16 protein-coding genes are annotated in these 17,065 nt (G+C 47.4%); 10 read left to right on the top strand and 6 right to left on the bottom strand.

The features are described from left to right. The 4 genes from HMPREF2608_RS11470 to HMPREF2608_RS06065 all read left to right on the top strand — a co-directional run. A partial coding sequence (locus HMPREF2608_RS11470) for a hypothetical protein (protein ID WP_210402771.1) occupies positions 1–2,349 on the top strand: 2,349 nt, incomplete at its 5' end. A 168-nt stretch (positions 2,350–2,517) separates the two neighbouring features. Continuing rightward, positions 2,518–3,780 carry a TolC family protein gene (locus HMPREF2608_RS06075; protein ID WP_070826328.1) on the top strand — a complete coding sequence of 421 codons (1,263 nt, stop codon included), beginning with the start codon at positions 2,518–2,520 and terminating at the stop codon, positions 3,778–3,780. Positions 3,781–3,807: 27 nt separating this feature from the next. Further along, positions 3,808–6,006 (top strand): type I secretion system permease/ATPase, encoded by a 2,199-nt coding sequence (locus HMPREF2608_RS06070; protein ID WP_070826327.1) that lies wholly within the window; start codon positions 3,808–3,810, stop codon positions 6,004–6,006. 1 nt (position 6,007) lies between these two features. Further along, the gene (locus HMPREF2608_RS06065) at positions 6,008–7,240 is read left to right on the top strand and encodes an HlyD family type I secretion periplasmic adaptor subunit (protein ID WP_070826326.1); all 1,233 of its coding nucleotides are present in this window, start codon (positions 6,008–6,010) and stop codon (positions 7,238–7,240) included. Between the two features lie 61 nt (positions 7,241–7,301). Here HMPREF2608_RS06065 and HMPREF2608_RS06060 read toward each other — a convergent pair whose 3' ends face one another. From HMPREF2608_RS06060 to HMPREF2608_RS06040, 5 genes are all read right to left on the bottom strand, one after another. Next, the gene (locus HMPREF2608_RS06060; RefSeq protein ID WP_070826325.1) at positions 7,302–8,555 is read right to left on the bottom strand and encodes an ABC transporter permease; all 1,254 of its coding nucleotides are present in this window, start codon (positions 8,553–8,555) and stop codon (positions 7,302–7,304) included. Then, a complete protein-coding gene (locus HMPREF2608_RS06055; protein WP_070826324.1) occupies positions 8,555–9,466 on the bottom strand; it encodes an ABC transporter ATP-binding protein in 912 nt (303 codons plus the stop codon). The genes HMPREF2608_RS06060 and HMPREF2608_RS06055 overlap by 1 nt, the downstream gene beginning before the upstream one ends. 27 nt (positions 9,467–9,493) lie before the next feature. Beyond that, positions 9,494–10,237 (bottom strand): SH3 domain-containing protein, encoded by a 744-nt coding sequence (locus tag HMPREF2608_RS06050; protein WP_070826323.1) that lies wholly within the window; start codon positions 10,235–10,237, stop codon positions 9,494–9,496. Positions 10,238–10,318: 81 nt separating this feature from the next. After that, positions 10,319–11,317 (bottom strand): BtrH-related acyltransferase DarH, encoded by a 999-nt coding sequence (locus HMPREF2608_RS06045; RefSeq protein WP_070826332.1) that lies wholly within the window; start codon positions 11,315–11,317, stop codon positions 10,319–10,321. Positions 11,318–11,387: 70 nt separating this feature from the next. After that, the gene (locus tag HMPREF2608_RS06040) at positions 11,388–12,236 is read right to left on the bottom strand and encodes an RnfABCDGE type electron transport complex subunit B (RefSeq protein WP_070826331.1); all 849 of its coding nucleotides are present in this window, start codon (positions 12,234–12,236) and stop codon (positions 11,388–11,390) included. 1 nt (position 12,237) lies between these two features. On the opposite strand from HMPREF2608_RS06040, the gene HMPREF2608_RS06035 reads away from it, so the two are divergent. Both HMPREF2608_RS06035 and HMPREF2608_RS06030 read left to right on the top strand, forming a co-directional pair. Beyond that, positions 12,238–12,417: a hypothetical protein gene (locus HMPREF2608_RS06035; RefSeq protein WP_004518937.1), complete on the top strand. Its 180-nt coding sequence runs from the start codon at positions 12,238–12,240 to the stop codon at positions 12,415–12,417. A gap of 6 nt (positions 12,418–12,423) precedes the next feature. After that, entirely contained in the window at positions 12,424–12,891 is a 468-nt protein-coding gene (locus HMPREF2608_RS06030; protein ID WP_070826322.1) for a YchJ family protein, read from the top strand. A gap of 264 nt (positions 12,892–13,155) precedes the next feature. Here HMPREF2608_RS06030 and HMPREF2608_RS06025 read toward each other — a convergent pair whose 3' ends face one another. Further along, positions 13,156–13,944 carry an inositol monophosphatase family protein gene (locus HMPREF2608_RS06025; protein WP_070625092.1) on the bottom strand — a complete coding sequence of 263 codons (789 nt, stop codon included), beginning with the start codon at positions 13,942–13,944 and terminating at the stop codon, positions 13,156–13,158. Between the two features lie 180 nt (positions 13,945–14,124). Here HMPREF2608_RS06025 and HMPREF2608_RS06020 point away from each other — a divergent pair, with 180 nt between their 5' ends. The 4 genes from HMPREF2608_RS06020 (at position 14,125) to HMPREF2608_RS06005 (ending at position 16,974) form a co-directional block, all read left to right on the top strand. Then, positions 14,125–14,850 carry a 16S rRNA (uracil(1498)-N(3))-methyltransferase gene (locus HMPREF2608_RS06020; protein WP_070625091.1) on the top strand — a complete coding sequence of 242 codons (726 nt, stop codon included), beginning with the start codon at positions 14,125–14,127 and terminating at the stop codon, positions 14,848–14,850. A gap of 107 nt (positions 14,851–14,957) precedes the next feature. Beyond that, positions 14,958–15,248, top strand: a complete 291-nt coding sequence (locus HMPREF2608_RS06015; RefSeq protein ID WP_070826321.1) for an acyl carrier protein — start codon at positions 14,958–14,960, stop codon at positions 15,246–15,248. Next, the gene (locus HMPREF2608_RS06010; RefSeq protein WP_070826320.1) at positions 15,245–16,303 is read left to right on the top strand and encodes a beta-ketoacyl synthase N-terminal-like domain-containing protein; all 1,059 of its coding nucleotides are present in this window, start codon (positions 15,245–15,247) and stop codon (positions 16,301–16,303) included. The genes HMPREF2608_RS06015 and HMPREF2608_RS06010 overlap by 4 nt, the downstream gene beginning before the upstream one ends. Then, complete coding sequence (locus HMPREF2608_RS06005) at positions 16,285–16,974, top strand: hypothetical protein (RefSeq protein WP_070826319.1); 690 nt, start codon at positions 16,285–16,287, stop codon at positions 16,972–16,974. Before HMPREF2608_RS06010 ends, HMPREF2608_RS06005 begins: the two co-directional genes overlap by 19 nt. The last annotated feature ends 91 nt before the right edge of the window (positions 16,975–17,065 follow it).

Below are 17,065 nucleotides of genomic sequence, written 5' to 3'. Positions count from 1 at the left end.
GTGAAAGATGGTTCTGAAGTTTCTGCGAAAGCGAAAGACCCAGCGGGTAATGAAAGTACTGCAACTACAGTAACTGCGGGCAATGATAAACCGTCAGCACCAACTGTTACTGCATCAACTGAAGATGGTTCAGTAACTGTCGCTGTACCTGATGATGCTAAGCAGGGAGATGTATTGAATGTAGCAGTTCAAGGTAATGATGATCCAGCACAAAAAACTGTAACTTTAACTAAACAGGCTGATGGCAGCTGGACTTCAAACAATCCGGATGTTGTACCAAATATTGAGGTAGGTAAAAACAGTACCACTATTCCACAAGATAAAGTGAAAGATGGTTCTGATGTTGCGGCAATTGTTGTACGTAACAATATGCCTAGTGATAATGCTACTGCGCAAGCAGGTGCAGACAAAGTAGTTACATCACCAACATTAACTGCAAATGATGATGGTTCTGTGGTTGTTAATGTGCCTGCCGATGCTGCTGCAAATGATACCGTTGAAGTAACTGTGACACCTGAATCCATCACTGGTAATGCTACACCAGTAACTGTAGTCTTGACTAAACAAGCCGACGGTAGCTGGACTTCAAGCAATGAAGCGGTAGTACCAAATGTGAAAGCAGGTGAAAGCAATACAACAATTGACAACAATAGTGTTGAAGATTTATCAAAAGTATCTGCGGTAACTAAAACACCAGCTGGTTTAGAAAGTGAGAAAACAGAAGTTCAAGCATTGCTTGATCCTCCAGCACTTGAAGCGGCTACAGATAGCGGAGATGTGATTATTGAATTACCTGCTGATGCTGATATTGGTGATGCAGTTGCAGTGTACTTTACTCTGCCAAATGGAACCAAGTATGTGACCATGGTACAAAAACAGGCTGATGGTGCTTGGGCTAGTTTGGAAGAGGGAGTATTCAATATTTCCAATAATAAAGCCACTATCTTAGGCAGTAATATCCAGGATAATACTGAAGTTTCTGTACAGCATGTGTATAAAACAGCTACTGATGAGATTGGTGCTGAATACAATGATGATGGTTCTGCAAAAACAATTACAGATTTAACGAAAGCAAGTAAATTGGTATCGATTATCTCTGGTGAAGATAAAGTTGTTAAACTTGAACTATCATTAGCTCAAGATACCGGTGCGTCTAATAACGATAACTATACTAGAAATGGTCAAGTTAACGTGTCTGGTATTCCATCAGGTTCTGAATGGGAATACAGTACAGACGGCGGTCAAACTTGGAATTCTGGTTCTGGTAACTCGTTTACCTTACCAAACAACACCAAAGTGGGTGGTATTGCATACAGCTTACAAGCTCGTGTGAAAGGTAATGCGGCATCAACCAGCGACACCTTAAATATGACGCTTGACCAAAAAGCAGGTGAATTCCATGCGATTATTGATGGTAGTATGAATTTAATCGGAACAGCTGAGAAAAATTCAACAATTTCTATCAATAATAGAAGTGGTAAAGCAAATGCCAATGGTGAGTTTGAGTTTGCTACGGGTATTGCTTCAGGTGCGACAGCGAATAAAGTACATTACTCTGTAGTTGAAACAGACTTAGCGGGTAACTCTGTGTCTAAGGATGTTGCTTACACTTACTACCGTCGTTTTGCGGGTGGTACTAAAGATACTTACGGTAACGAAAATGATGTTATCTTAATTGGTACTAAAGGTGGTACTGGTGACTTAGGTGCGTTGATTAAGTCTAGCCTAACTACAGGTGATGGTGATGACTCAGTCTATGCAACTGGTGTTCAGTACGGTAGCAATACCCTTGATATGGGCAATGGCAATGACTTTGCAAGCTTTAAAAATATCGGCGGTACCATTAATATGGGTGCGGGTAATGATATTCTTGAAGGACGTAATACAGATAATCCGTTCTTCTACTTATCACAACACGCGAGAGTTGATATGGGTACAGGCGATGATATTGTAAGAACAGCTAATACCTTAAATACCAGAGCATCTATTGATGGTGGAGATGGTTTTGATACGCTTCAATTTATCAATAATGATGGTAAAGCATTCAGTTCGACATTAACAATGATCTCTCACTTCGAGAAAATTGATATTAAGGGCACGTTAAACAACTCAGTTACTATCAGCGCAAGCGATGTTGATAGAAACCACAGCGCTACAGCAACTGTTGATGCTAGTGGTAAATCTCACAACAACGTATTAATTGTTGATGGTGATGCAGGCGATAAAGTGACCTTAACTGGTATTAGCAAAGCTGCAAGCTCACAAGTTACTTATGAAGGCAATACTTATAATGTTTACAACACCGGTTCTAATGAACTTTGGGTTGATTCAGATATCACCATTGCTTAATTTGTAACATCTATTAGAAAAACGCACCTTCGGGTGCGTTTTTTTATCTACTTTACACATTGAGGCCGTCTGAAAACCTTGTATTTTGTACTTTATTTAACTAATTTGATTTATAATTTCTAAAGTGAAAAAGTCTTATTTTCTGCACTAAAAAAGAGAAATTTGTTTATGAAAAATCCCCATCAGAAGTTTATTGCATTGCTACTGTATGGCATTTTGCAATCACCTTCAGCTTTCGCAGTGGAATTGGTCGATATACTTCGTTATTCGCTGCAAAATGATCCGACATTACAGGAAGCTAATGCCAATACAGAGGGTGCCTATAATGACATGAAAGCCTCAAAGGCCGGGCATTACCCGACTTTTTCTTTAACAGGGCAAAATGTTTTGGCTCAGCGGCATACTTCAGACAATTCTAAAATGCGCGATGATGTAGGGATTAAATCGCGCTTGAATTTGTATGCTTGGGGCGGCATTCAGGCTGCTGTCGAACGTGACAAGCATAAAATGGAGTATTACCAATACAAATATTATGAAACCCGAGAGGAGCTGGCCAATACAATCAGTACGCTTTATCTGACTGCGTTACGTGCGAAAGAGTCAATAGCGATTGCTAAGAGAAACATTAAGCGCCATGAGAAGTTTTTAGCTGACTTGCGTATTATCAGTAAATATGATCCAGGTCGCCGTTCGGAAAAGACTCAAGCAGAATCTCGCTATTTGCAGACTTTGTCGAATGAAGCTAATTTACAAAAAACTTTATCAGTGGCTTTGAGCAAGCTGAATAAATACAGTGCTAAGAAATTAACTGAGAAAGATATTATCGATCCATTTGGTAAACAGAATGCGGACCAGTTGATTGCTTCTTTTGATAAGGCGCAGGCGAAAGAACATCCAAGCGTGAAAGCGCAGGAGTCAGAATACAACAGCGCATTATCTGATATTAAGGTAAACAAGGCCTCAAGATACCCCTCCATTAATTTGGAAGGCAGTGCGACGCATCGTGATAGAAGTATTGCTGTAACAATGAGTTGGGATTTTTATAATAAATCTTCTGATTATGCTGTCAAAAAAAGCCATGCGGTAGCATTATCGGCAAAATCGCGTTCAGATGAATTGCTACGGGATATTCAAGAACGTGCGGAAACGGCAAAAGTGGATATGAAACAGAACGAACGCCGTGCCAAAATTGCGAAACTGTTGATTGCAACACAATCAAAAGTGGCAAAAGACTATGAGCAACAGTTTTATATTGCAAATCGAACATTGTTGGATGTCTTGGATTCTTATGCGGAACTGGCGGCAACTGAAACTAACTATGTCGAGGCGCAAAACGACTACCGCGATGCAGCAGTTGCGTATCTGCTTGCCAAAGCCAGCTTGGCTAAGTGGGCTAAAGTGCCAGATTTTAATGCAAACGGCCGTTTTTGATTTGTCGTTATTTTGTAGATAGATTTTATGAATTCAATTATTAAACATTTAGCCATTGCAACAAAATTGCTTAATCAACCTGTTGCAGAAGAGGCTCTTGCAGCAAACATTGCTAGAGAACGAAATTTAAATGCCAATATCCAATCACTTAGTGAAGTTTTACGCAGTTATGGGTTTGAAAACCATATTTCCCGTCGCAAACTGATTGAGATCCCTTCACTTGCGATGCCTGTAGTCATTATTCTCCATAATGATGAGGCTGCAGTTGTCAGTGAGGTAAAAGGGCGAGGAGAAGAGCGTGTTTATGTCATCCGTTCTGGGGATGCGCCGGCGCATGAAGTCAGCCATAAAGAGCTTGAAACTCAATATTTGGGGTTTTGTTGGTTCATTAAACCCAAGTTGACTGCAGACCACCGCTCTGAATTGCCAGAGTACCATTTACCCAAAGCATGGTTTTGGAAAGTGATTGGACGGTTTAAAAAGTATTATTACCAAGTAATCTTAGCATCGTTCCTTATCAATATTTTGGCATTGGTCAGTTCGCTGTATGTTATGAATGTATATGACCGTGTAATTCCAAATCAGGCTTACTCTACTTTGTGGGTACTGAGTATTGGCGTATTTTTGGCGATTGTCTTCGAGTTTATCGGTAAAATGATACGTTCGCGTCTGACAGATATTGCGGGTAAAAAGGCAGATTTAATTATTAGTTCTGCGTTGTTCAGACGTGTGATGGCTTTACGTCTGATTGAGCGTCCGATTTCATCCGGTTCATATGCCAACAATTTGCGGGATTTTGAAGCTGTACGTGAATTTATGACCAGCGCTAGTTTGTTGGTTTTGGTTGATGCGCCGTTTTTGTTACTTTTCTTGTTTGTAATATTTATTATTGGCGGAAAACTTGTAATCGTACCAATCATTACCTGTATTTTGGTAATTGTGGTTTCTTTTGCGGTTCAGCCTATGTTGGCTAAACGCATTAATGAAAGTATGAAAGAAAGCTCACAACGTCAAGGTTTGGCTGTTGAAGCCGTAGAAGGTATCGAAACACTTAAAGTCAACAATGCAACTAATTGGGCACAGCAGCGTTGGGATAAGTTGAACGCGGTGACGGCAGCCAGCTCAATGAAAGTTAAAGAAATCAACGAATTTGTATCCAACTTTACCGTAGGTCTGCAGCAGCTTAATACCGTGGGTTTGGTTGTTTTAGGTACTTATTTGATTCATGACAGCGTAGTTGAGGCACGTATTACGATGGGTGCGGTGATTGCTTCAGTTATCCTTTCCGGTCGTGCACTCTCTTCATTAGGCAAAATTGCCGGATTGGCTATACGTTTCCAACAGGCAAAAAATGCTCTTCATGGTATCAACGCGATTGTGGAAAGACCGATTGAGCGTGATCCTGAGCGCGCCTATGTAACACTTGATCAAGTTCAGGGACAGCTTACTTTTGACAATGTTGTATTCAAATATAATGAAGATACACAACCTGCTATCTCCAATCTTAATCTGATCATCCGCCCTGGTGAGAAAGTTGCCATTTTAGGACGGATTGGCAGCGGTAAAAGTACTTTATTAAAGTTGGCCAGTGGCCTGTATGATCCGACAGGCGGCAATATTTTGCTGGATAATGTGGACATCCGCCAAATTGATCCGAATTTTCTGCGTGATAAAGTTGCTTTGCTGAATCAATCTCCAAGATTATTCCTCGGTACATTGAGAGAGAACTTGGATCTGGGGCGTATGAATGGGTATTCAACTGATCAGGAATTGCTGGGGGCATTGCATAATTTCCATTTGGATCAGCTTGTTCGTAATCATCCTAAAGGTTTGGATATGCCTTTGGGTGAAGATGGCTTAGGGCTATCAGGTGGACAAAAACAAATTGTATCGCTGGTACGTTTGACGCTCTCTCACCCTCGTGTAGTGTTGCTGGATGAACCGACAACCGGTTTGGATGAGCAGACAGAACGTCAAGCCTTGGGTATCTTGGCTCAATGGGCGCATGATAAAACCGTTGTTGTTGTTACGCATCGCTTGCAGGTTCTTCCTATGGTTAATCGTGTTGTGGTGGTTGACAACGGCCGTGTCATTATCGACGGACCCCGCGATGCGGTGATTGCTAAATTACGTGAGAATGAAGAACGCCAAGCCCAAGCAGTACAGGCACAAGCTCAAAAAACGGCACAAGTTGCAGCTGAAAAAAAAGAAGGAAAAGGGAATTAATATGTCAAATCAGCAATCGGAACATATCGATCAAGAAGATTTAAAGCTGATTAATGATTTAAGTGCAGCTTTACAGTCTGAAAAACATACGGGCTATTTTGCAGTTATCAGTTTGTTTCTATCTTTTGTCATTGTCTTCATTGTATGGGCTTATTTCAGTCCGCTTGAAGAAGTGGCACAAGGACAGGGAAGGATTATTCCGAGTAGCCGTGAACAGATTGTGCAGAGCTTAGATCCAGGAACGATTCAAGAAATGTTGGTTAAAGAGGGCGATACTGTCGAAAAAGGCCAGGTTCTCTTGAAATTGGATGATACTCGAAGTTCGGCCATTTTGCGTGAGAGTCAGGCAAAAGTAGAAAATTTGGAAGCAATGGCTGCTCGTTTGAAAGCTGAAGCCTACAATAGCAAATTGATTTTTCCGGAAGGCATTTCTTCTGAGTTGAAAAAACGTGAAGAAGCTGCCTATATTTCTCGCCGTAAGGCAATGGAAGAGCAAGTTTCCGGTTTGCGGCAAAGTAAGGCAGCGTTGGATAAGCAGATCTCGATTGTCAGCCCAATGGTTCAAAGAGGTGTTATGTCTCAGGTTGAGCTATTGCGTATGCAACGTGATTCACAAGATTTAGCTGTACAAATTACTGAGCGCCAAAACCGTTACACGACAGATGCCAGTAACGAATTGGTTAAAACCGAAGCTGAACTTGCACAAGCTAAGGAAAATATGGCCATGCGTGCAGACCCGGTTGATCGTTCACAAATTCGTGCACCGATGAAAGGTATTGTGAAAAATATCCGTATTAATACTATTGGTGGTGTAGTCAATGCCGGACAGGATATTTTGGAAATTGTACCGATTGAGGATAATCTTTTGGTTGAAGCCTATATCCGGCCGAATGATGTAGCCTTTATCCGTCCAGGATTGCCTGCTGTAGTGAAATTAACAGCTTACGATTATGCTATTTATGGTGGCCTGGAAGGTAAAGTTATTTTGATTAGTCCGGATACATTGAGTGATGAGAAACGCAATACCGGTGATTTGAAACTGAATATGAATAATGTATATTACCGCATTTTGGTTCAAACTTCTGGCAGCAAGCTATTGGATAAGAAAGGAAAAGAAATGCCAATTATTCCAGGTATGGTGGCAACAGTTGACGTGAAAACTGGTGAGAAGACTGTGTTCCAATACTTGATCAAACCAATTACTAGAATGAAGCAGGCATTGCGGGAACGCTAGAATAAAAAAGCAGTATGCTATGCATACTGCTTTTTTATTGGGTAAAAGGATATCAATAGGTTTAAAACCTTACCTGCGTCTGCAACTGCCTACGATAAACCAATACGGCAGCAGTCAGTGTAGCAAAAGAGAATGCAGACAATAAAAGCAGATAACGACCGATTCCGTCCAAGCCGCTGCGGTTGAGCAGCAGTTCTTGAAAAGCCTTTAAGCCCCAAGCCATCGGGGAAATCCAAGTGAGTTGCTGCATGGTTTCGGGCATGACGTGTGCAGGCACCATAATGCCGCCGATTGCCGCCATCAGGATGATGCCGCCGCCGCCGAGGACGACGGCGTGTTCGGTGGATTTGGCGCAGACGCTGATTAATAGCGCGTAGCCGAGTGCGGTGGCACTGACGGCGGCGGACAACAGCGCGTAGGGAACAAGGCTGCCGTTGAGTATGAGGGCGGGCACGCCGATTTCGGGCAGCAGGTAGCGGCCGAGCAGCAACATTCCGACAAACTGAAGCTGGTTAATCAGGAAATAGGGGACAAGTTTCGCTGCAATCAGGCCGGACGCGGAAGCGCGGGCGAGGCGCAGACGGGTGATGGTGTTGGTCTGGCGTTCCAGCGCCATGACGTTCGATAGCGGTATCATGATGAAAAACATACCGAAAATCAGCCATGCGGGGACGCTGTGCTGTACGGCGTTGGGTTTTTCCACTGTGCCGCTGCCTGCGCTCAGGTAATGCTCTTCCAGCATTTTCTTATCTAAAAAGCTGCGCACGGCGGCAAATTGTTCGTCGTTTTTTTCATCCACTTTTTTCTGGATGTCTTTGCGGATGGCGCGGGGCAGTTTTTTATTGTCGATTTTGATGCCGTCGTTGTTGTCGAAATAGGCGTCCAGCCGCGTTTCAGTGTAGTGCTGCTGCAAAACGCCTTTGACCGCCGCCAGCCATGAAGGCTCGGTATCGGGCGGTACATAGATTTGTAAGGCTTTGTTGTCGGCGATTTTGTCGGAGGCGAGGTTTGGGTTGTGCAGCACCAGTTGGAAACGCTTGTCGTGCAGGCCGTTTTGCGCGTCGGTCAGTTTTTCAGACGGCATCAGCGTAACATGGATCTGCTCTTTCTCCAGCGTGGCGGCCAGTGCGGTATTGATACTATCGTTTGCTGCGCCAACCAGTGCGATACGGCTGTCGGTGTGCGGGTCTTGGTCGCGGCTCAGCGCCAACGACATAATCAGCATGAAGGCGATGGGCATCACAAACAACACGGCCAAACCGTGCAGGTCGCGACAGAGCAGTTTGAGTTCTTTGAGGAGGGAGGAAATCGTCATTATGGATCTTGCTTATCTGTTGCTGGCTCGTCTTTGCGTAGGAAATCAAGGTAAAACGTTTCCAGTGAACCGTGTCCCTGCTGGAAGTAGCGGATTTGTGCGCCGCTTTCTTGCAGGGCGGCGTAAACGGCGGCGGCATCGTGCGCCGTTTCCATCATACCGCGGCTGTCCACTTGCTTTGCACCCAAGGCGGCCATCGTTTGAGGCGGCAGCGGCGGTTCGACGGTAAAACGCACGACACCGGTTTGCGTGCTTAGAAGCTCGTCCAAACCGCCGTGATACACCAGCTTGCCGTGTTGCAGCAGCGCGATTTTGCCGCAAAGCTGCTCGATTTCCGATAGATAGTGCGAGGTGTAAACCACCGTTACCCCCTGCCGTGTCAAATCCGCCACGCTGTCGAGGATAAAGCGGCGCGACTGCGGGTCGATGCCTACCGTGATTTCGTCGAGGAACACCAGTTGCGGCGTGTTAATCAGACCGATGGCAAAATTCAGACGGCGTTTAAGTCCACCCGAAAGATGCTTTGCCGCTTTGTTTTTGTGGGCGGTCAGGTCGGTCTGTTCTAGAAGCGCATTCAGACGGCCTTTGTCGCGCACTTTGTAAAGCGAGGCGAAAAACAGCAGGTTGTCCCACACCGAAAGCTGCGGATAAAACGCAAAATCCTGCGGCACCAAACCGATTTTCTGCCGCTCGCTACGGCTTAACAGGCGCAACGGCTTGCCGTCAAACAAAATTTCGCCCTGCCGCACTTCCTGCAAGCCGGCCAAAAGCGACATCAGCGTCGTTTTTCCTGCACCGTTGTGACCGAGCAGCCCCAAACATTCGCCGTCGGCAATATCGAACGACACATTGTCCAGCGCGGCGGTTTCGGCTTTGGGGTAACGGTGGGAGAGGGATTGGATTTGAATCATGGTTTCAGACGGCCTTTCGAGCGATATTTAAATCGCAGCACCCCATAAATAACGGCGCTGGAATTTGCCGTCCTTAAATATAAAGCAGACGCCGAAAGGATCACCGTCCGAACCTTGTCTGCCGAACAGATAAAGTGTCTTATCGCTGCTGCGGTAATAGGCTTCCCAGCCTTGATAGACATTGCTGCCGCGTGCAGTGGCGGCAAAATCGGGCGAGAAGAGTCCTTGCAGTTCGGCAGCGGGAACTGTTTGACTGTTCAGCGTAATACGTTCAAGCGCGAACACGCTTTTGGGAATGTCGTTCTCTGTACCATAGAAAGGTTTGCCTCGATAGAGCCGCGCGGTGTATTTGTCTTTGTTGATGCCCGAGAAGTCGCTGAGTTTTGGATAGATGCGGCGGGCAACGATGTGTACCGTTTGTCCGCTACCGGACAAAGTCAGCGTATCGTCGCGACCGGATTGTTCGCGCAGGCGGACGAAGTTTTTGTCAGCGGCGGGAAATATCAGATGGCTGTAATGGATGAAACCGTAGTCTTCTGCGGCAGGTTGTTGCAGCTGGGCAGTACAGAAAGTCAAACTGCCTTCGCCGCCATCACCCAAACATTTCAACGGCGTACCGTTGGGAATTTTTGCCAAGACTTTGGCATTCAAATCGGGGCTTTCGCGTAAGTTGGTGTGTCCGTCGACATCATGCACCAAGGCAAAGCCGTTCGGCGGCGCAGCATGGGTTAGGGTGGAACACAATAATAGGAGTGTGGCTAAGTAACGCATTTTTATCTTTTCTTTGAGTTTTCAGACGACCTGATTTTAAAACTGTACGCGGCGGATTGAGTTATGCCGCATGATTCCCCATTATTTCAACAATCCCCGCCACAACGTTTCTTCATCGTCCGCAATCTTGCGCAAAAATGCGGCGATTTCGCGGCAGCCGTTTTCGGACGGCTTTTTGCACTGCTTCACGCACATTGCTGCAAACTGCCGCCATTGGTCGCCGATGGCGGTCATTTGTTCCGAGGCCGTCTGAAACGCGGGGTTGTCGCAGATACGGGCGGCCTGCTCGAGGAAATAGGCGTAGATGTAGCGGAAACCTGCGCCGCCGGTGCCGATTTCTTCCTGCATCCGCACGAGATGGCCGAGGAACAGTTTTTGGTATTTTGCATTTCGTTTGGCGGGCAGGGCTTCGATGTTTTTTGCCAACGTGCGGATGCCTTTGACGCCGACGAAAAAAACGGGCGGGAGCATTTGTTTGGCGTTTTTGTGTATGGCCTTGCGGATGATGGCGGGCAAGTCTGCCATGATTTTTTCAGACGGCCTGTTGTCTTCCAAAGTGTACATCATGCCTTTTGCCGCCAATACGCCTTTGGCAAAGCGCGCCCGTTGCAAATCTTCGGTGGCGCAGCGTTGTACGGTTTCAAATACGGGGTCGCTGATGAGGTAGTCGTTGCCGTCTTTTCCGTATACTAAAAGATTGTGTGCGTTGAAATGGAAGCGCATTTGCGGCGGGAAGTAGGGCAGCCAGAAGACGGAGGTTTGCAAACCGGCCAGTTTGCCTGAGGATAGCGCGGTATCCAATGCGGCTTGTCCGCTTTGTGCGTCGGAAAATTTGCGGACGGATAATTTCAGCCCCAATGCTTTGCAGGTGTTTTTGATGATGCTGCGCGGTGCGGTACGATAGGAAACCAGCGGCATGCCGTTTAATTTGATCAGCGGCATCCAGACAAATGTCAGCGCGTGGGCAATGCCGAAAATCATGGCTTCGTCTAAATTGTGGCCATGGTATTTGAGCAGGGTGGACATCACACCGCTTTCGCAATGGGCGGTATGCTGGTGTGGAAATTCTTGTGTGGTCATAAAGTTATTGGTTTTCATGCAATGTTTTCAGACGGCCTGATACGGTCGGAATGGTTTGTTGTTTTGGAAATCAGCGGGCTTCCTTGGCCGCTTCCTGCTCGGCTTTGTAGCGGCGCAGAAATTCGATGGCGGCGGCTTTTTCGGCTTCGTTGCCGTATTTGGCATCACGTTGGGCGCGGCGCAGTTCGGCGCGTTCTTTGGCTTCTTCGATTTGGCGCGCTTTGAAGTCTTCTCGGTTGTCGGAGGAGACGAGTTTGTCCTGTTGCGATTGCGCTTTTGCCATGGCTTTGGCAATCAAATCCATGGGGTTGAATGCGGCGCTTGGTGCGGCTGTTTGGGTTTGTGCCTGTGCGGCCTGTTTGGCTTTGACGGCGGCTTCGCGTTGCGCCAGCAGGGCTTTGCGTTCGGCATCGTCGCGCTGTTTGCGCTCGGTATGGCGTTCAAAACGGCTTTGTGCGTGTTCGGCGGCGGCAAAGCGCGGTTCGGCAGAGGTGCTGAAACGGCGTGCGGATGGTAGGAAGGGCTGCGATACGGGAACCATGTCGATGCAGTCGACGGGACAGGGGGTAACGCACAAGCCGCAGCCGGTGCATTCGTCGCTGATGACGGTGTGCATCAGTTTGGATGCGCCCATAATGGCATCGACAGGGCAGGCGCGGATGCAGGCGGTACAGCCGATGCAGACGGCTTCGTCAATCAGGGCTACGGCTTTGATTTGTGTTTTTGCCGGAGCGAGGTAGGGCTTGCCCAATAGGTCGGCAATGTCTTTCATGACGGTCTCCCCACCCGGCGCGCACAGGTTTACCGGCGCTTCTCCTGCCGACAGGGCGCGCGCATAGGGTAGGCAGCCTTCATAGCCGCACTCACGGCATTGGGTTTGCGGCAATAGGCGGCTGATGCTTTGGATGGGAATGGTCATCATGGATAGTCAAAATCGAAAAGGCGCATTATATCAGATTGTTGCGTTTGTTTTGGCGAAACCCGCTTTGCTTATTTTAGTGAAACTCTCTACACTCGTTTTAGCGAAACGCGCTACGCTCGTTTTCAGACGGCCTGAGTCGGGTTTGCGTTATAATTTTGAAATGGATTTATTCGGGTAATTAGGAATGACGGCTACACTTTGCCCCTGTCAGTCGGGGCGTGTTTATACGGAATGTTGCGCACCGTTTCATGTGCGTGAGGCGGCGGCCTCGACGGCGGAAGAGTTGATGCTTTCGCGTTACAGTGCGTATGTTTTGCAGGAAATCGACTATATCGTGGACACGACTGTCCCTGCGCAGCAGAATTTGTTGGACAAGCAGGATTTGGAGTCGTGGAGTAAGCAGACGCAGTGGTCGGGATTGAAGGTTATCCGTCATGTGCCGTTTGGCAAGCTGCATGCTTTGGTCGAGTTTGAGGCGTATTTTGAAGAGAACGGGCAAACTGAGTGCCATCATGAATTGTCGGCATTTGTGAAAATAGACGGGCGTTGGTACTTTATTGAGCCGACCGTTGCGTTACCGACGATGAAACAGCCTTGTTTGTGCGGTTCGGGCAAAAAGTTTAAGGCGTGTTGCGGACAGTTTTTCAAATAGTAGTGTAAACAGGCCGTCTGAACGTTCAGACGGCCTAAGCTGTTTTTGCAGATAAAAAAAACCATTCATACTAAGGGAGAAGTATGAATGGCCAATACATTGCGGGAAAACGTCTTACTTGCTGCACCGCCCAAAAGGGATGAAAGAGCGGTGTTGTGTCAGCGATTGATATTCTACCGTTTTTAGTATTAAATGCTGTTAAGAAGTGAAATAATTTCAATAAGTTGCAAGATAATCGTGATATTTTGAAGATAAACGGTATTTTTACTGATTTTCTCGAATCCATTTCACCCATTGCTGAAACAGCTCGGGTTGCAATGCGGCGATGACGGAACGCTTAAATACATGTTCGCCGCTCCAAAAATCGTCGCCTTCCAAAGTGGTCAGGCAGCCGCCGGCTTCTTCAAAAATTAATGCACCGGCAGCGTAGTCCCACAGCTTTTGTCCGCCGTGGATGTAAATATCGTAGCGGCCGCTGGCAAGGTAGCACCAATCGAGCGTGCTGCTGCCCATACTGCGGATTGTGCCGAATGGGGCAAGGGTATTCATGCGGCTGGCGAGTTTGCCCGAACGCAGGTATTTGATTTCTACGCCGGCAATGGATTCGTTGAGTTTTTTGTTTTCCGAACGCAGCGGCAGCGGCGTGCCGTTGAGAAATGCGCCTTTGCCGCGTTCGGCATAGAAACATTCGCCGCTGACCGGATTGTAAATCACGCCCAATTCGGCATGGCCGTTTTTAACCAGCGCGACGGATACGGCAAAATGCGGCAAACCGTTGACGAAGTTGTTTGTGCCGTCGATAGGGTCGACAATCCATAGGCCGTCTGAATGTTCGTTCCACAAACGGGTTTGTTCCTGAAAGCTCATTTCCTCGCCCAACATCGGACAATCCTCCAATAAGGGAAGGGCGGCGGCAAAAGCGGTTTGTGCGGCCAAATCTGCTTCACTCAAAACCGATCCGTCTTCCTTGCGTCGTGACGGCGTGTTCAGAAAACGCGGCATGACTTCGGTTTGGGAGATGTGGCGGACGACTTTCTGTAAACGGTATAGCACGGCGTATCCTTGTTTTTTGCAGTTTTGCGCGACAGTGGATTAAAATTCGGGAAGTTTTCAAATTATAGTGGATGAAATCGAAAGCAGGCAGGAGTATGTCGCCGTGTTTCAACTTCATTCACGAAATTTTAAATTTAAATTATATACATTAAATTATATACATGAATAAAGCAGGAAACCATGCCCCGATTTTATGTTGATTTTGCCTTAAGCCCCGACAGCGTGGTCGAATTGCCCGATAATGTGGTGCGCCATCTGAATGTATTGCGCGTGAAAAACACGGAAGAAATCGTGTTGTTCAACGGCAATGGCAAGGCATATCCGGCTTTGCCAGAAGTTTTGGAAAAACGCCGAGCCAGCGTGCGGATTTTGCGTGAAGAGGCAACGGACAACGAATCGCCGCTGAATATTACATTGGTACAGGCGGTATCCACCGCCGAGCGCATGGATTTCACTTTGCAGAAAAGCGTGGAATTGGGCGTGGCAGAAATTCGCCCAGTTATCAGCGAACGCTGTGTCGTCCGCTTGAGCGGAGAACGCGCTGAAAGGCGGGTGGCGCGTTGGCAGGAAATCGTTGTTTCAGCGTGTGAACAAAGCGGCCGCAATATTGTGCCGAAGGTTTTGCCGCTGACGACTTATGCACAGGCTCTGCAACAGTTGCCGCAGGAAACGACCAAACTGTTAATGAGCTTGAACCGCGCACAAAAACTGAGCGATGTTCAGCCGCAATCCGGCAAAGTCGTGTTTATGGTCGGCCCGGAAGGCGGATGGACGGAGAAGGAAGAGCAACAGGCATTTGATGCCGGTTTTCAATCCGTTACGCTTGGTAAACGGGTGTTGCGTACCGAAACCGCCTCACTTGCGGCCATTGCCGCCATGCAGACGCTTTGGGGCGATTTTGCATAAAGTTCAGGCCGTCTGAAAACGAGCGTAGCGAGTTTCGCTAAAACGAGTGTAACAAGTTTCGCTAAAACAAGCTGTTGCTTCATGATATAAAAATGGGAGTTTAAAAAATGTCTTACACCTTTACGCTGGCCGAGCACGAGCTGGAAGCGGAATTGAAAAAGCTAATCGTGCAAGAGGCCGATAAGGCCGATAATGTGGATATGGATGATTTCACCGACGATGCACTTTTGTTTGGCGATGACAGTCCGGTCGGTTTGGATTCGCTTGATGCGCTGCAAATCAGCGTTGCCTTGCAACAGTATTTCCAAGTGCGCCTGCAGGGCGACCGGATGGTGCGCAAACATATGATGTGCGTACGCGATTTGGCGGCGTTTATCCGCGCGGAGCATGGCGCGTGAGTTGGGTTTGCGGTACGGCGGCCACGTCTGCCTTGAATCCGCAAACGGATTTCAGACGGCCTGATGCGGTGTCTTATACGTTTTTAAACCAACCGCAGCAGGCTGCTTATTTTCGTGCATTTGCCGGCGACAGTTTGGGGCGGAAGGAATTTGCGGATATTGCCGAACAACATTTGCGCCGAGCCGCTGAAAATGCAGGCTGGCCGTCTGAAAGTTGGCATGATGCGCCGGTTTTTATCGGTTCTAGTTCCTACTCCATTTCCGAATATGAAAACCGCCATTTTGCAGGCAATAGGGCGGTAGAAGAACATAATCTGCTTTATCTCGCCGAAGATTTGCGCCGGCGTAGCGGCAATCGGCAGATTTTCAGTTTCGCTACTGCCTGCACTTCATCCGCCCATGCGCTCATTCAGGCGGATAACTGCTTGCGCGGCGAGGCGGAGCGTGCCTTTGTGCTTGGGATTGAAAACCTCAACCGACTGACTTTGCTGCATTTTCACAGCTTGGGTTTGCTGACCGAACAGTATCAGCCTTTTGGCGGAAACGGTTTGATTTTAGGCGAAGGTGTTGCCGCACTTGCCTTATCTTCTGCTGCTCCTGAATCTTCTTCAGGCCGTCTGAAACTTATCGGACACGCCGCCAATACGGGTAATGACCTGATTCAAAGCGATGGCCAAGCGCAGGAGCAAGTGATGCGTCGAGCTTTGGATGTTGCAGGCATCGCTCCTGAAAACATTGCAGCCGTTAAAACACACGGCATCGGCACGGCTGACAGCGATGCCGCCGAATTGGCCGCACTGGAAAATATATTCGGTACACTGCCGCCTTTGATGGCGTTCAAACCGCAAATTGGACACACGCTTGGCGCAACGGCAGCCCTCGAAACAGCTCTGCTTTTATCCGCTTTAAAACAAGGCGGAAGCAGCGATTATCAGGGGCGGAAAATTCGTTTTTCCGAGTGCGCGGCTTCACAAAAAGGCGGTTTTTTCTGTTTGGCCAATCAGTTTGGTTTTGGCGGCAGCAACACATCTTTGGTATGGCAATGGCAACCGTAAATCCTAATATCCGTATTACTGCCGCTGTGCGTTTTGATACTGACGCCGGCACCGGCGGCAAAATCCTCAAACAAACCTTAAAGCAGCAAAGCGGTATAGATACCCGCCGCCTCAGCCGTTTGAGTTTGATTGCCGCGCTTGGCGCAGGGCAACTGAAGGAACAAAGCGAAATCCGCCCTGATTGCGCCGTTTTTCTCGGTACGCTGTTTTCTTCGCCATCCGTGTTTGAAAAAATGGCAGACAATGTGCTGAACCATCACGCCGCGATGCCGTTTGACTTTATTGCCAACCTGCACAACGCTCCCGTTTTTCATGCTGCGCAAGCGTTAGGAACGCATGGTGCAACTTTGGTCGTAGCTGTCGACAACAATATAGATACTTGCTTTCATCCATTGTTGCTGGCGATGCAATCTTTGCAAAATGGCGGACAAGCTGCGGTTGGTTGGGCATATGAACATCAAGCAGTTCATGCCGATACTCATGAAGGCAGTATTTGGATTGTGCTTGAAGCCGGTGCAGAGCAGGGCGTTCCCGTTGTGTTGAATGATGAAGTGATGCAGGCTGATAGGTCGTCTGAAAAGCCGCGATATTATTGGCAAAGTATCGCTGATTGGATAGAAGCAGTAATGGCGCACGAGGGTGGGGTTGTAAAGAAATGTACTTTGGCATGATCGGCAAATGATTTTAGCGAAAGTATTTGTCTTTTGAATAAATAAGGTTTGCACCATTAAAAAGGCCGTCTGAAAATATTTTCAGACGGCC

Origin of the sequence: Neisseria sp. HMSC064D07 (assembly GCF_001837185.1) — a bacterium.
GTDB classification, from domain to species: domain Bacteria; phylum Pseudomonadota; class Gammaproteobacteria; order Burkholderiales; family Neisseriaceae; genus Neisseria; species Neisseria flavescens_C.
This window is presented reverse-complemented; position numbering and strand designations above follow the sequence as displayed.